Annotated in this window: 14 protein-coding genes; 6 read left to right on the top strand and 8 right to left on the bottom strand. The window is 52.4% G+C overall.

Going from position 1 to position 15,495, the window contains the following annotated elements:
- Positions 1–159 precede the first annotated feature (159 nt).
- Together mobB and mobA are read right to left on the bottom strand one after the other, a co-directional pair.
- Positions 160–663: a molybdopterin-guanine dinucleotide biosynthesis protein MobB gene (mobB, locus tag EQV24_RS22640; protein WP_058679014.1), complete on the bottom strand. Its 504-nt coding sequence runs from the start codon at positions 661–663 to the stop codon at positions 160–162.
- Positions 660–1,244, bottom strand: a complete 585-nt coding sequence (mobA, locus tag EQV24_RS22635; RefSeq protein WP_130627079.1) for a molybdenum cofactor guanylyltransferase MobA — start codon at positions 1,242–1,244, stop codon at positions 660–662. The genes mobB and mobA overlap by 4 nt, the downstream gene beginning before the upstream one ends.
- Positions 1,245–1,312: 68 nt before the next feature.
- Here mobA and EQV24_RS22630 point away from each other — a divergent pair, with 68 nt between their 5' ends.
- The 3 genes from EQV24_RS22630 to dsbA all read left to right on the top strand — a co-directional run bounded on the left by EQV24_RS22630 (position 1,313) and on the right by dsbA (position 3,295).
- Positions 1,313–1,582, top strand: coding sequence for a YihD family protein (locus EQV24_RS22630; RefSeq protein ID WP_013099387.1), 270 nt, complete (start codon positions 1,313–1,315; stop codon positions 1,580–1,582).
- Between the two features lie 75 nt (positions 1,583–1,657).
- Entirely contained in the window at positions 1,658–2,644 is a 987-nt protein-coding gene (locus EQV24_RS22625; protein ID WP_045901558.1) for a serine/threonine protein kinase, read from the top strand.
- Positions 2,645–2,671: 27 nt separating this feature from the next.
- The gene (dsbA, locus tag EQV24_RS22620) at positions 2,672–3,295 is read left to right on the top strand and encodes a thiol:disulfide interchange protein DsbA (RefSeq protein WP_129252924.1); all 624 of its coding nucleotides are present in this window, start codon (positions 2,672–2,674) and stop codon (positions 3,293–3,295) included.
- Between the two features lie 23 nt (positions 3,296–3,318).
- Here dsbA and EQV24_RS22615 read toward each other — a convergent pair whose 3' ends face one another.
- Positions 3,319–4,227: an acyltransferase gene (locus tag EQV24_RS22615; RefSeq protein ID WP_013099384.1), complete on the bottom strand. Its 909-nt coding sequence runs from the start codon at positions 4,225–4,227 to the stop codon at positions 3,319–3,321.
- A gap of 439 nt (positions 4,228–4,666) precedes the next feature.
- Between EQV24_RS22615 and polA the strand changes: the two genes are divergently transcribed.
- Positions 4,667–7,459, top strand: a complete 2,793-nt coding sequence (gene polA / locus EQV24_RS22610) for a DNA polymerase I (RefSeq protein WP_095455589.1) — start codon at positions 4,667–4,669, stop codon at positions 7,457–7,459.
- A gap of 311 nt (positions 7,460–7,770) precedes the next feature.
- On the opposite strand, the gene yihA is transcribed toward polA, so the two are convergent.
- Positions 7,771–8,400, bottom strand: a complete 630-nt coding sequence (gene yihA, locus EQV24_RS22605) for a ribosome biogenesis GTP-binding protein YihA/YsxC (RefSeq protein ID WP_020686870.1) — start codon at positions 8,398–8,400, stop codon at positions 7,771–7,773.
- Between the two features lie 579 nt (positions 8,401–8,979).
- Between yihA and yihI the strand changes: the two genes are divergently transcribed.
- Positions 8,980–9,495 (top strand): Der GTPase-activating protein YihI, encoded by a 516-nt coding sequence (yihI, locus tag EQV24_RS22600; protein ID WP_013099380.1) that lies wholly within the window; start codon positions 8,980–8,982, stop codon positions 9,493–9,495.
- A gap of 188 nt (positions 9,496–9,683) precedes the next feature.
- Positions 9,684–11,057 (top strand): oxygen-independent coproporphyrinogen III oxidase, encoded by a 1,374-nt coding sequence (gene hemN, locus EQV24_RS22595; RefSeq protein ID WP_130627078.1) that lies wholly within the window; start codon positions 9,684–9,686, stop codon positions 11,055–11,057.
- A gap of 67 nt (positions 11,058–11,124) precedes the next feature.
- On the opposite strand, the gene EQV24_RS23690 is transcribed toward hemN, so the two are convergent.
- The 4 genes from EQV24_RS23690 to glnA form a co-directional block, all read right to left on the bottom strand.
- Positions 11,125–11,235, bottom strand: coding sequence for a YshB family small membrane protein (locus EQV24_RS23690; RefSeq protein WP_032618432.1), 111 nt, complete (start codon positions 11,233–11,235; stop codon positions 11,125–11,127).
- Positions 11,236–11,344: 109 nt separating this feature from the next.
- The gene (gene glnG, locus EQV24_RS22590; RefSeq protein ID WP_013099377.1) at positions 11,345–12,757 is read right to left on the bottom strand and encodes a nitrogen regulation protein NR(I); all 1,413 of its coding nucleotides are present in this window, start codon (positions 12,755–12,757) and stop codon (positions 11,345–11,347) included.
- An 11-nt stretch (positions 12,758–12,768) separates the two neighbouring features.
- Complete coding sequence (gene glnL, locus EQV24_RS22585; RefSeq protein WP_008501857.1) at positions 12,769–13,818, bottom strand: nitrogen regulation protein NR(II); 1,050 nt, start codon at positions 13,816–13,818, stop codon at positions 12,769–12,771.
- Between the two features lie 185 nt (positions 13,819–14,003).
- Positions 14,004–15,413 carry a glutamate--ammonia ligase gene (gene glnA / locus EQV24_RS22575; protein ID WP_013099376.1) on the bottom strand — a complete coding sequence of 470 codons (1,410 nt, stop codon included), beginning with the start codon at positions 15,411–15,413 and terminating at the stop codon, positions 14,004–14,006.
- Positions 15,414–15,495: the final 82 nt, after the last annotated feature.

Below are 15,495 nucleotides of genomic sequence, written 5' to 3'. Positions count from 1 at the left end.
TGCCGAACTCAGAAGTGAAACGCCGTAGCGCCGATGGTAGTGTGGGGTCTCCCCATGTGAGAGTAGGGAACTGCCAGGCATCAAATAAAAAGAACCCCGTACCGTAAGGTGCGGGGTTTTTTGCTTTTGTTTTTCTCCCTCTTCCTGCGGGAGAGGGCATCAGACCGCACACCACCCCACAATAAACTCAGCAATCCCATCCTCATCATTTAAATCCAGCACTGGAACCTCAACATCGAGAGCGACATCGCTGGCCACCGCAATGACATGCTCATCCAGCGTTAACTCGCTAACATCATGCCCGGCATCGCTTCTGAACAGCAGGATCTTTGCAACGGCCTCATGCTTAAATCCCTCAACCAGCACCAGATCAAGCGTGGAGTGATCCATCCGACTGACCAGATACGCGAGATCCAGCGGTGCTTCATCGGGCGTTTCCGTCATCAATGCCCACCGCTCACGACTTGCCACCATGGTTTGCGCGGCACCTGCCTTACGCAGTTCATAGCTGTCTTTACCCGGTTTATCGACGTCCATATTGTGGTGGGTATGCTTAATCAGCCCTGGGCGGATGCCTCTGGCACAAAGTGCGGGTATCAGCTTTTTAAGCAGCGTCGTTTTCCCGGTACCACTCCAGGCGGCGATAGCTAAAACAGGCGTCATTTTTTCTCCTGCATGGTCTGTAAATCTTCCGTCGTATTCACGTTCACAAATGCAGACTTCCAGTCACTAAAATCAACGGAATGGCCGCCTGACTGACGCATAAACACCATGACTCTTCGCTCTCCCGCCGTCAGGTAATCCTGCAGCGCTGGAACTAATGATCTATGAATCAGCGTAATAGCAGGATGGTCGCGCTCACCGTCATGCACCCAGACAACCGGTGCACCATCACGAAATTGCACGAGACGCTCGACAAGGCAGGAGGGAATAAACGGCGTATCACACGGGCAGAAAACAAACCACTCTGCCTCAGACTGCTGCATGACCGAGAGCATGCCGGCCAACGGTCCTGGGTAATCCCCAAGAGTATCCTGATAAACGGGGTATCCGCTGCGCTGATAAATATCGATATGGCGATTGGCACTGATGGCCATTGCCGCAACCTGATCTGCAAGCGTGTCAGAAACATGCTGCCAAAGTGGCTTACCGTTAAGGTGCTGAAGCCCCTTATCTTTTCCCGCCATGCGCGTTGCCTTGCCACCCGCCAGAACCACTCCGATGATTTCCTGACCCGGATTCACGAATATCGCCTCTTTTATTGTGGGATTGACCCTGCTAACGTGTCACTCTAAATGAAAGGAGCACCACCATGAAATGTAAACGTCTGAATGAAGTCATTGAACTCCTCCAGCCAGCCTGGCAAAAAGAGCCAGAGCTGAATCTGATGCAATTTTTACAGAAACTGGCGAAAGAGTCAGGTTTTGAAGGTGAACTGACAGACCTTTCTGACGACATCCTGATCTATCACCTCAAAATGCGTGACTCTGCCAAAGATGCTGTTATTCCTGGTATTCAGAAAGATTATGAGGAAGATTTTAAAACCGCATTGCTGCGCGCCCGAGGCGTAATTAAAGAGTAAAAGCTTGTAAGCGGCGGCACCGAAATCGCCACAAGATGATATCCTGAATCATTCGTATAATTTCCGGATGATCGGATGAACGACCAGGCTTTTACTTTCCAGACATTACACCCGGATACCATTATGGATGCGCTGTTTGAGCAGGGTATTCGGGTGGATTCCGGGCTAACCCCGCTAAATAGCTACGAAAACCGCGTCTATCAATTCCAGGACGAGGATCGTCAGCGCTTCGTTGTTAAGTTCTATCGCCCCAAGCGCTGGTCCGCTGAACAAATTCAGGAAGAGCATCAGTTTGCTCACGATCTACTGAATGACGAAGTTCCTGTTGCCGCACCGATAAAATTCAATAACCAAACGCTGCTTACGCACGAAGGGTTCTACTACGCTATATTTCCCAGTCTGGGTGGTCGCCAGTTTGAAGCGGATAATATCGACCAAATGGAGTGGGTTGCCCGCTATCTGGGACGCATCCACCAGACGGGACGCAAAACGTCGTTTATTGCCCGCCCGACTATCGGTATTCAGGAATACCTTATTGAACCCCGCCAGGTCTTCGAAACCTCAGCGCTTATTCCCTCTGCATTAAAGGACGCGTTTCTCAGCGCGACGGATAAACTTATTGGGGCGGTAAAAGCCTGCTGGCGCGATGATATTTCTGTCCTGCGTTTGCATGGTGATTGTCATGCCGGGAATATTCTCTGGCGCGATGGCCCTCTGTTTGTTGACCTCGATGATGCGCGGATGGGGCCAGCGGTGCAGGATTTGTGGATGTTGCTCAACGGCGACAAAGCCGAGCAACGTATGCAGCTTGAAACGATTATTGAAGCCTATGAAGAGTTTAGCCCTTTTAATTCAGACGAAATTGCCCTGATAGAACCTTTACGTGCGATGCGTTTTGTTTATTATCTCGCATGGTTAATCAGGCGTTGGGATGATCCCGCATTTCCTCGTAATTTCCCGTGGCTTACCGGAGAGGATTACTGGCGCAGCCAGATATCCACATTTACTGAGCAGGTTAAGGTTCTTCAGGAACCCCCACTGCAACTAACGCCGATGTATTAATTGGACACATCCAGGAGAGAGTTAATCATGAAAAAAATTTGGCTGGCGCTGGCAGGTATTATTCTGGCATTTAGCGCTTCTGCTGCACAGTTTACCGACGGCAAACAGTACATTACGCTGGACAAGCCCGTCGCTGGCGAGCCACAGGTTCTCGAGTTCTTCTCGTTCTATTGCCCACACTGCTATGAGTTTGAGCAAGTGCTGCATGTTGCTGACAACGTGAAGAAAAAGCTGCCGGAAGGCACCAAAATGACCAAATACCACGTTGAGTTCCTGGGCCCATTGGGTAAAGACCTGACTCAGGCGTGGGCGGTTGCGATTGCGCTGGGTGTGGAAGATAAGATCACCTCCCCTATGTTTGAAGCGGTGCAGAAAACCCAGACCGTCCAGACCGCAGCAGATATTCGTAAAGTGTTCGTTGACGCAGGCGTGAAAGGTGAAGACTACGACGCCGCATGGAACAGCTTTGTCGTGAAATCGCTGGTTGCTCAACAGGAAAAAGCCGCAGCCGATCTGCAGCTCCAGGGCGTTCCGGCGATGTATGTAAACGGCAAATATCAGCTGAACATGCAGGGCATGGACACCAGCAGCATGGATATCTTCGTACAGCAGTACGCAGACACCGTGAAATACCTGGTCGAGAAGAAGTAAACCCAATGATATAAAAACGCCGGTCAATGACCGGCGTTTTTGTTTGAAGCTTTGATGTTCTCTATCTGCTCATCTTTCTCTTTCCAGAGCGTATTAAGCCAAAGCTGGAAACGACGTTTGAAGTTCTTATCGTTAACGTAATCCCCATGCAGTTCGGTATCAATTGGCACCAGATCGACACGAACCACGATACGCGTCAGCTTGCCGCTAAGCATATCGAAGAAAGGCGTCTTATCGTTTTCCGGATAGCAGAGCGTCACGTTCAGTAATTTATCGAACTGCGCCCCCAGCACGTTAAGCGCCATGGCAATACCCGCCGCCTTGGGTGGCAGCAGGTTCTGATAAGGGGAGCGAGTCTGAAGACGCTTCTCTTCTGTGAACCGCGAGCCTTCGACAAAATTCACAATCGTTGTCGGATGTGCGCGAAACTTCTCGCAGGAGCGACGCGTCGTTTCCACATCCTTACCCCGTCGCTCCGGGTGGCGAATCAAATAGCTGCGCGAATAGCGTTTCATAAAAGGCATATCCAGCGCCCAGCAGGCCAGGCCGATAAACGGTACCCAGGCTAGCTGTTGCTTCAGGAAGTATTTGTTCATCGGGATATGCTTACGGAACAGCACACATAACACCACGATGTCGGCCCAGCTGTGGTGATTACAGATCAGCAGATACCAGTTCTTTTTGTTGAGTCTTTCCAGACCCTCAACGTCCCACTTCAGGTGAGGATTCAGGCGCAGCAGGATGGCCAACCCTTCGCACCAGCAGTACATCATGAAATTACAAAACGCCGACACGGCTCGCCAAACCGTAGGCAAAGGTAACAGCAGTTTAATTATCCCGGCGATGATGATCGGTACAGAACAGGCGATCGTCACCAGAATAGTTAAAATGATGCTTAACAGTAATGTTATTGCAGCGAGCAATCTCGACATGATGAGCTTTTTCAAATGGTTAGCTGTAAGTTAGCGACCGACTATCCGGTGCAGGGCGCTGATTTTATCAGAAATCAGACAAAATAATGGGGCTTTCATACGGAGAGTTGACAGGCAGCATCTCGCTGCAGAAGATTTCACTACTATTACGCAGCAAACCGGGCATATATCCACATATGCTATATTCTCATTAGCTAGCAATATAATTCATTATTCTCATATAACTAATTGATAAATAGATGATAATTATGTGTCTTTACGCTTTTTTTGCCTTTGTTAGTCATATGAAGTGAAAGTATTCACAAACTTATCCACAGTTTAAATTTTGCGAGCGATCCTCACGATCGTAAAATCTTTTCCTGTATCAGGCGCTAATAACTGATGTTTTCATCCTTCTGTGGCATCCTTTAGTCATAAATTGATTAAAGGCACGGACATTATGGTTCAGATCCCAGAAAACCCTCTTATTCTCGTCGACGGCTCTTCTTACCTGTATCGGGCGTATCATGCGTTTCCTCCTCTGACCAATAGCGCAGGGGAACCCACCGGCGCGATGTACGGTGTACTTAACATGCTGCGTAGCCTGATCCTTCAGTATCAGCCAACCCACGCGGCAGTCGTTTTTGACGCGAAAGGCAAAACTTTCCGCGACGAGTTGTTTGAGCATTACAAATCTCACCGTCCGCCAATGCCTGACGATCTGCGTGCGCAGATTGAGCCGCTGCACGCGATGGTGAAAGCGATGGGGTTACCACTGCTGGCGGTTTCTGGTGTGGAAGCGGATGACGTCATTGGCACCCTGGCGCGTGAAGCCGAAAAAATGGGCCGTCCGGTTCTCATCAGTACTGGTGATAAAGATATGGCGCAGCTGGTGACGCCAGGGATCACCCTGATTAACACCATGACCAACACCATCCTCGGCCCTGAAGAGGTGGTCGCAAAATATGGCGTGCCGCCAGAGTTGATTATCGATTTCCTCGCGTTGATGGGCGACTCATCGGATAACATCCCAGGCGTGCCAGGCGTTGGCGAAAAAACGGCACAGGCACTCCTTCAGGGACTGGGCGGGCTAGATACGCTGTATACGGAGTCTGACAAAATCGCCGGGCTCTCCTTCCGTGGCGCAAAAACCATGGCCGGGAAGCTGGAAGAGAATAAAGAGGTGGCTTATCTCTCCTATAAGCTGGCGACGATTAAAACCGATGTTGAGCTGGAACTGGGATGTGAGCAGCTTGAGGTACAGCAACCGTCAGCGGATGACCTGCTGAGTCTGTTTAAGAAATACGAATTTAAGCGCTGGACCACCGACGTGGAAGCCGGTAAATGGCTGCAGGCAAAAGGCGCCAAACCGGCTGCGAAGCCAAAAGAGACGATTGTCATTGATGCCGACGATCAGGCTGAAGAAGAAGCCGCAGCGCTCTCTTTTGAGCACTACGAAACCATTCTTGAAGAGTCACAGCTGGTTGCCTGGATCGAGAAACTGAAAAAAGCACCGGTGTTTGCTTTCGACACGGAAACCGACAGTCTGGATAACATTACCGCCAATATGGTGGGCCTGTCCTTTGCGACAGAGCCGGGTATCGCTGCCTATGTTCCCGTCGCGCACGATTACCTGGACGCACCGGAGCAACTCTCTCGCGAACGCGTGCTGGAACTGCTGAAGCCGATTCTGGAAGACGACAACGCGTTGAAGGTGGGGCAAAACCTCAAATACGACCGCGGTATTCTGCAAAACTACGGTATTGAGCTGCGCGGTATCGCGTTTGATACCATGCTGGAATCCTACATTCTGGACAGCGTAGCAGGCCGTCATGATATGGACTCCCTGTCTGACCGCTGGTTAAAACATAAAACCATCACGTTTGAAGAGATTGCCGGTAAGGGCAAAAATCAGCTCACCTTTAACCAGATTGCGCTGGAAGAGGCGGGACGCTATGCGGCAGAAGATGCCGACGTCACGTTGCAGCTGCACCTGAAGATGTGGCCAAAACTGCAGAAGCACGAAGGGCCGCTGAATGTGTTTCAGAACATTGAGATGCCGCTGGTACCTGTTCTTTCACGCATCGAGCGCAACGGCGTAAAAATCGATCCGACGGTACTGCATAACCACTCGGGCGAACTCGCCCAGCGTCTGACCGAACTGGAGCAAAAGGCGCATGAGCTTGCCGGTGAGCCGTTTAACCTCTCATCGCCAAAACAGCTGCAAACCATCCTGTTTGAAAAGCAGGGGATCAAACCGCTGAAGAAAACCCCTGGCGGCGCACCGTCCACCTCTGAAGAGGTGCTGGAGGAGCTGGCGCTGGATTATCCACTGCCCAAAGTCATTCTGGAGTACCGTGGTCTGGCAAAGCTGAAATCGACTTACACCGATAAGCTGCCGCTGATGATCAACCCGAAAACGGGTCGTGTGCATACTTCATACCATCAGGCTGTGGCGGCCACCGGACGTCTCTCCTCGACCGATCCAAACCTGCAGAACATTCCGGTACGAAATGAAGAAGGGCGTCGCATTCGTCAGGCGTTTATTGCACCTGATGACTATCTGATTGTTTCTGCTGACTACTCGCAAATCGAGCTGCGCATTATGGCGCACCTCTCGCGTGATAAGGGCCTGTTGACGGCCTTTGCCGAAGGGAAGGACATCCACCGGGCAACCGCTGCGGAAGTCTTTGGTCTGCCGCTGGACAGCGTGACAAACGAGCAACGCCGCAGCGCGAAAGCAATCAACTTCGGCCTGATTTACGGCATGAGCGCCTTCGGTCTTTCACGCCAGCTTAATATTCCGCGTAAAGAGTCGCAGAAGTATATGGATCTCTACTTCGAGCGATATCCGGGCGTACTGGAATATATGGAACGCACCCGCGCGCAGGCGAAGGAAAAAGGCTACGTTGAAACCCTGGACGGTCGTCGTCTCTACTTACCCGACATTAAATCCAGCAACGCGGCGCGCCGTGCCGGGGCAGAACGTGCTGCAATCAACGCCCCGATGCAGGGAACCGCAGCTGACATCATCAAGCGCGCGATGATCGCCGTGGATGCCTGGCTGGAAAAAGAGAAACCGCGCGTGAAAATGATCATGCAGGTACACGATGAACTGGTGTTCGAAGTGCACAAAGACGATCTCGATAGCGTGTCGAAGACGATCCACGAACTGATGGAAAACAGCATGAAACTTGATGTGCCGTTGCTGGTGGAAGTGGGAAGTGGTGAAAACTGGGATCAGGCTCACTAATGGTTCGGCGAATAACGCGCTTTTTATGTAAGTTAGCAACATAACGACGTGCGTTTTGTGACGATCATTAGAATTCCCTATGTAAAGAATGAAAAAAAACTACAAAAAGTGCTTTTTCTGCAGCAAAAAAAGGGGTAGAGTTAGCGGCGTAGGGTACAGAGGTAAGATGTTCTATCTTTCAGACCTTTTACTTCACGTAATCGGATTTGGCTGAATATTTTAGCCGCCCCAGTCAGTAATGACTGGGGCGTTTTTTATTGCGGCAAAGAAAATTTCGGACAAAAAAAGCGCGGCCATGGCCGCGCCCGGTATTACTCTTCTTCCGCTTCTGTTGCGGGCTCCAGCTCACTGAACCAGCTGTCGAGCTTCTGACGCAGCTTATCCACACCCTGCTTTTTCAGCGAGGAGAACGCTTCAACCTGCACATCTCCGTTGAATGCCAGTACCGCTTCACGAACCATATTCACCTGCGCTTTACGCGCGCCGCTCGCCAGCTTATCCGCTTTTGTCAGCAGCACCAGAACGGCAATATCGCTTGCCACAGCCCAGTCGATCATTTGCTGATCAAGGTCTTTCAGCGGGTGGCGAATATCCATCAGCACCACCAGGCCTTTCAGGCACATGCGCTTTTCCAGATATTCACCCAGCGCGCGCTGCCACTTGATCTTCATCTCTTCCGGTACCTGCGCGTAACCGTACCCCGGTAAATCGACCAGGCGTTTGCCTTCGGCCACTTCAAACAGGTTAATCAGCTGGGTACGGCCAGGTGTTTTTGAGGTACGCGCCAGGTTCTTCTGATTGGTCAGCGTATTCAGTGCGCTGGATTTCCCCGCATTCGAGCGGCCAGCAAAGGCCACTTCGATGCCGGTATCAGAGGGCAGGTGGCGAATATCGGGCGCACTGGTGACAAAATGCGTCTGTTGGTAGTTCCAGGTAGTCACGTGGTCGTCTCCAAAAATCGTAATCTGCGAGGGATTATACCTGAATGCAGGCAAAAGGCTTTTTTGATTGCACCTGGTCTGTAGGCTTAAGCCCTGGCCGATGTGAGACATCGGCTATAGATGTTATGAGAAATTTCAGAGAAATCGCAGGTGTAAAAAAATACAAACTGTTTTAAATCATAAGATTAATATTGAGTGATTATCTGAAAATCCGTTTTTGTACCCTTTCGTTGCTTGTTAGTTTAAATGAACAAGGTAAAGTGTGCGTCAAGGCGGGGATGCCAACAGGATAATGACTTAGGGATAAGGGTCAGGAGCGCCAGGAGGCGAAGACGCAGGATTGTCAGGAGGACCAGCGCCTGGAGGCGTTTTAACAGGAAAAGGAACCGTATCACGGACGGTATCAGCCAACGGATAAACAGGGTTTGTTGTAGGCAAACACGGAATGTCTGACCCGTTAAGGGTTATGAGTCAGGAAAAAAGGCGACAGATTGCTCTGTCGCCTTTTTTCTTTGCTTGCTTTCTGCTAGATTTCGCCGCAATTCTATACTGAAGAAAACGACTTAAAGATAAAACATCATGAAAAAACCGACCTCCGCAGCGGGCGCGAAACGCCCTGCCAAAGCACGCCGCAAAACGCGCGAAGAACTGAACCAGGAAGCGCGCGATCGCAAACGCGAAAAAAAACATCGCGGTCATGCTGCGGGTAGCCGTGCAAACGGTGGCGGTGCATCTGGCGCTTCTGCTAAAAATAAGCCGCAGAAAGATCCACGTATCGGCAGTAAAACTCCCATTCCACTGGGCGTGACAGACACCCCGGTCACTAAGCAGCACAAACCAAAGAGCGAGAAACCTATGCTTTCACCGCAGGCTGAGCTGGATTTGCTGGAGAACGATGAGCGCCTGGACGCGCTGCTGGAACGTCTTGAAGAGGGTGAAACCCTGACCGCTGAAGAGCAGTCCTGGGTGGATGCCAAACTGGATCGCATCGACGAACTGATGCAGAAGCTGGGCCTGTCATACGACGATGACGAAGATGAAGAAGAAGACGAAAAGCAGGAAGATATGATGCGTCTTCTGAAGGGTGGAAACTAACATTTGCACCCGGCAGGAACGATAGTCCTGCTTATAACCCTTCCGGTTATATGTTATCTGGTGTGGTTATTCGTTAAACTACGGCGGTTGTCGCGGCGACAGAAGTGGCTGCGCACCCGAATGATGGTCCGCAACGGGGCCAGAACGGGCCGCCGTATACGAACGCGACACCAACGGAAGGAGTGAGCATGTCTGTACCATCTATCGACTGGGATTTGGCCCTGATCCAGAAATATAACTATTCCGGGCCGCGTTACACCTCATACCCCACCGCGCTGGAGTTCTCCGATGCCTTCGGCGAGGGTGATTTTCAGCAGGCCGTCGCGCGCTATCCAGAACGCCCGCTGTCGCTCTACGTCCATATTCCGTTCTGCCATAAGCTCTGCTACTTCTGCGGCTGCAATAAAATTGTCACCCGTCAGCAGCATAAAGCCGATCAGTATCTGGATGCGCTGGAGCAGGAAATTTTGCACCGCGCGCCGTTGTTTACTGGCCGTCACGTCAGCCAGCTTCACTGGGGCGGCGGTACGCCAACCTATCTGAATAAAGCGCAGATCAGCCGTTTGATGGCGCTTCTTCGCGGCAATTTCCATTTTAATGACGACGCCGAAATCTCGATCGAAGTCGATCCGCGTGAAATTGAGCTGGATGTGCTGAATCATTTACGTGCCGAAGGCTTCAATCGCCTGAGTATGGGCGTTCAGGACTTCAATAAAGAGGTTCAGCGTCTGGTGAACCGCGAGCAGGACGAAGAATTTATCTTTGCCTTACTCAACCATGCGCGTGAAATTGGTTTCACCTCAACCAATATCGATCTGATTTACGGCCTGCCAAAGCAGACGCCGGAGAGCTTTGCCTTTACGCTGAAACGCGTGGCTGAACTTAACCCGGACCGCCTGAGCGTGTTTAACTATGCGCATCTGCCGACGCTCTTTGCCGCGCAGCGCAAAATCAAAGATGCCGATCTGCCTTCTGCTCAACAGAAACTGGATATTCTCCAGGAAACCATTACCTCGCTGACCGAGACCGGATATCAGTTTATCGGTATGGATCACTTTGCCCGTCCGGATGACGAGCTGGCTGTTGCTCAGCGCGAAGGGGTACTGCACCGTAATTTCCAGGGCTATACCACCCAGGGCGATACCGATTTGCTGGGGATGGGCGTTTCCGCCATCAGCATGATTGGCGATTGCTACGCGCAAAACCAGAAAGAGTTGAAGCTCTACTATCAGCAGGTGGATGAAAAGGGCAACGCGCTGTGGCGCGGCATCGCGTTAACACGTGACGACTGCATTCGTCGTGATGTGATTAAGGCGCTTATCTGCAACTTCCGTCTCGATTTCAGCGACGTTGAGTCGCAGTGGGATCTGCACTTTAGCGATTATTTTGCAGAAGACCTGAAGCTGCTGGCGCCGCTTGCGAAGGACGGGCTGGTGGATGTGTCGGAGAATGCGATTGAGGTCACGCCGAAAGGACGTTTATTGATTCGTAATATCTGCATGTGCTTTGACGCTTACCTTCGGCAGAAAGCGCGTATGCAGCAGTTCTCGCGGGTGATTTAAGCCGCAAAAGCATGAAACGTAGGCCGGGTAAGGCGAAGCCGCCACCCGGCTTTTACATTTTTACCCGCTAGCTAAACAGACCAACCAGCGCCGCACACAACACTGCAGCAACTGCGGTTTGCGGCGTGTGGCTTTCTGCGGCTCCGCTAGATAGCATATGTACTAATGTTTCCAGCATGATGTTCACCCCAATTTCCGGGCACGATCATACAAAACTCATCGACACAGTAAAGCGCAAAATAACGGCAATTTGCGCTCAATTAGTAATCTTTACACAGCGGTGCAGATTACTCCATTCCCAGCTCTTTAAGCTTACGCGTCAGGGTATTACGTCCCCATCCCAGCAGGCGGGCTGCTTCCTGTTTATGGCCCTGCGTATGACGAAGCGCGGTGGTTAACAGCGTGCGTTCCATCTCCGGCTGCGCCTCAGAGAGCAAATTTTGATGACCGGAACGCAGCGCGCGATCGGCCCACTGCGCCAGCAGCGTCGCCCAGCTGTCCGGCAGCGCATGGCCCGTACTGCTTTCAGGGGCAGTTGCTTCAAACAGCTCGGCCGGCAGATCCTGAATCAAGACCTCCTGTCCGGCGGCCATGACGGTGAGCCAGCGACAGGTATTTTCCAGCTGACGCACGTTACCCGGCCAGGCCAGGCGGGTGAGGGCGGCATCGGTTTCCGGGTGAAGCTGTTTGGCTTCTACGCCCAGTTCACGCGCGGCGACCTGCAGGAAGTGACGCGCCAGGCGAGGGATATCTTCGCGACGTTCACGTAGCGGCGGTAGATGGACGCGGATGACGTTCAGGCGATGGAATAAATCCTCACGGAATTTTCCCTCCTGCACGCGTTGCTCCAGGTTCTGGTGCGTCGCGGCAATAATGCGTACATCCACTTTCACCGGCGCATAACCGCCTACGCGATAAAACTGTCCGTCAGCCAGCACGCGCAGAAGACGGGTCTGAACATCCAGCGGCATATCGCCAATTTCATCCAGGAATAACGTCCCCCCGTCAGCCTGTTCGAAGCGGCCCTGACGAATGGTATTCGCCCCGGTAAAGGCGCCTTTTTCATGGCCGAACAGTTCGGATTCAATCAAATCTTTCGGGATAGCCGCCATATTCAGGGCGATAAACGGCGCTTTTGCCCGCGGGCTATGGCGATGTAAGGCGTGCGCGACCAGCTCTTTACCGGTGCCCGATTCGCCATTAATCAGTACGCTGATGGACGAACGCGACAGACGGCCAATAATGCGAAACACATCCTGCATCGCCGGTGCTTCGCCAATGATGTCCGTGGTAGGGCCGAAATCGGGCGCATTACGCGGCTGTTGCTGCTCCTGGTAATGGCTAATGGCGCGCTCAACCAGCGCGACCGCTTCGTCGATATCAAATGGCTTGGGCAGGTAGTCGAATGCCCCTTGCTGATAGGCGCTAACGGCGGCATCCAGATCGGAGTGTGCCGTCATTATGATGACCGGAAGCATAGGGTGGCGTTGTTTGATCTGCTTTAAAAGCGCCAGCCCGTCCATACCCGGCATACGAATATCCGACAGCAGAACATCCGGCGTTTTGGTGGTGAGTGCGTCGAGCACTTCGCTGCCGCTCTCAAACGTCGTGCAGCTTAATCCCGCCCCTGTGAGCGCGCGTTCAAGCACCCAACGGATGGAGCTATCGTCATCGACTACCCAGACTATCCCTCGTTGCATAAACGTCACCTTTATTTTTTAATCGGCAGGAAAACCGAAAACTCGGTATGTCCCGGCCAACTGGTAAATTCAATTTTTCCAGAGTGTTGATCGATCAAACTGCGGGCAATGGATAATCCCAGCCCGGTACCGCCTTCGCGACCGCTGACCATCGGGTAGAACAGGGTGTCCTGCAGATGAGATGGGATCCCCGGCCCGTTGTCCTCAACGTCGATGCGTGCCGCCAGCCGATAGCGCACGCCATGCAAGGTGAGCTGGAATGCGGTTCGGGTACGCAAAATGATTTCGCCGCCTTCCGGTCCCAGAGCCTGCAGCGCATTACGCACAATATTCAGCAGGACCTGCTCAATTTGGTCCGGATCGTGCGCCAGTTCCGGCAGGCTGGGGTCATAATCACGCACCAGCGTAACGTTCTCCGGCAGCTCCATTGAGACGAGCTTCACCACCCGTTCAGCCACTTTATGAATGCTTTCGGTGACATGCATACCCGGCTGTTGCGGCCCGAGCAGGCGGTCAACCAGGTTACGCAGACGATCGGCCTGCTCAATGATGACGTTGGTATACTCCGCCAGCGCAGGGTCCGGCAGCGCTTTGGTTAACAGCTGCGCCGCCCCGCGTAATCCGCCCAGTGGGTTTTTGATTTCATGCGCCAGGCCCCGCACCAGATCGCGGGCAGCAATTTGCTGCGCATGCTGAAGTTGCTCCTGGCTCAGTCGGCGCTGATTGTCCATCGGCGCCATTTCGAGCAGGATCAGCCCTTCAGGAAGACGTTGCGCGGTAAGCGACAAAATATGCGAGCGCCCGTCGATCACCAGCGTCACTTCGTTATCGGTGAACCCCTGACCGGCCTGCAGACTTTCCTGCATCAGGCCAATGTTCAGCGAAAAATAGCTCAATAATTCTGGCAGCGGAGTGCCAAACAGTTTGCGTGCGCTTTGGGCGAGCAGTTGCTGCGCCGCCGGGTTGGCGTAATGAACAGCCAGCTCGTCGTCGACCAGCAAAATGCTGTTAATTAACGAATTGAGGATCTGCCCAGCATCGGGCAGCGTGCCAGTTGCCATTCAGCAGTCTCCTGGAGTTGGTTGCACTAATTTAGTGCAGTATAGCTTTTTCGTCGTAAAAAGCGCGTGAGATCAGGTTGTTGGTGGAGAAAAAAGCCCATCCGGAGATGGGCTGAAAGTTTCCACGGCAACAAAAAAAAGCTTTCGGGGCCGCGCCTGAAGGGTGGCGCGAAACCCGTTGTAACTTAAACGCTGTAGTACAGTTCGAATTCAACCGGATGCGGAGTCATGCGCACGCGGTCGTTCTCTTCAGTACGCAGGGCGATGTAAGCATCGATAGCGTCATCAGTGAACACGCCACCCGCAGTCAGGAATTCGCGGTCTGCGTCCAGTGCCTGCAGGGCTTCTTCCAGAGAGCCTGCAACCTGTGGGATCTCTTTCGCTTCTTCTGGCGGCAGGTCATACAGGTTTTTGTCCATCGCTTCGCCTGGGTGGATCTTGTTCTTGATACCGTCCAGACCGGCCATCAGCAGTGCTGCGAAGCACAGGTATGGGTTAGCTGCTGGATCCGGGAAGCGCACTTCGATACGACGCGCTTTAGGAGAAGCCACCACCGGGATACGGATAGAAGCAGAACGGTTACGCGCTGAGTAAGCCAGCATAACAGGTGCTTCGTAGCCTGGGACCAGACGCTTGTAAGAGTTGGTGGTTGGGTTCGCCAGGGCGTTGATCGCTTTAGCGTGTTTGATTACGCCGCCAATGTAGTACAGCGCCTGCTCAGACAGACCTGCATATTTGTCACCAGAGAACAGGTTGGTACCGTTCTTGGACAGGGACATGTGGCAGTGCATACCGGAACCGTTGTCGCCAAACATTGGTTTTGGCATGAAGGTCGCGGTTTTACCGAAACGGTGTGCAACGTTGTGCACAACGTATTTGTAGATCTGAATTTCGTCCGCTTTTTTGGTCATGGTATTGAAGCGGGTTGCCACTTCGTTCTGACCAGCAGTCGCCACTTCGTGGTGGTGAGCTTCAACTACCAGGCCCATCTCTTCCATCACCAGACACATGGTGGAACGGATGTCCTGTGAAGAATCGACCGGAGGAACCGGGAAGTAACCGCCTTTCACGCCAGGACGGTGACCTTTGTTACCACCTTCGTATTTGGTGGAGGAGTTCCATGCACCTTCGATGTCGTCGATAGCCACGTGGGAGCCAGAGATAGAGGCACCGAAACGAATGTCATCGAACAGGAAGAATTCTGGCTCTGGCCCGAACAGAACGGTGTCTGCGATGCCGGTAGAACGCAGGTACTCTTCTGCACGTTTAGCGATGGAGCGTGGGTCACGGTCGTAGCCCTGCAGCGTGCCTGGCTCGAGGATATCGCAACGGATGATCAGGGTTGGCTCTTCGAAGAACGGATCAATGACCGCCGTGGTCGCGTCTGGCATCAGAACCATGTCAGATTCGTTAATGCCTTTCCAGCCACCAATGGAGGAGCCGTCAAACATTTTGCCTTCTTCAAAGAATTCGGCGTTTACCTGATGAGCAGGAATAGTGACGTGCTGTTCTTTACCTTTAGTATCGGTGAAGCGCAGATCAACAAACTTCACTTCATGTTCGTTCAGCATCGTCAAAACGTGTTCAGCGGACATACTTAACTCTCCAGATTGGTCATTGTCGTCGTGGTAACGAGGTCTTCAACTTCTATCAAGGTGGCTATGAAGCCATCTTTTT

Source organism: Enterobacter sp. A8 (genome assembly GCF_004296595.1).
In the GTDB taxonomy this organism is placed as follows: Bacteria; Pseudomonadota; Gammaproteobacteria; order Enterobacterales; family Enterobacteriaceae; genus Enterobacter; species Enterobacter cloacae.
Note: the sequence above shows the minus strand (reverse complement) of the source record. Positions and strands in the feature narration are given on the sequence as shown.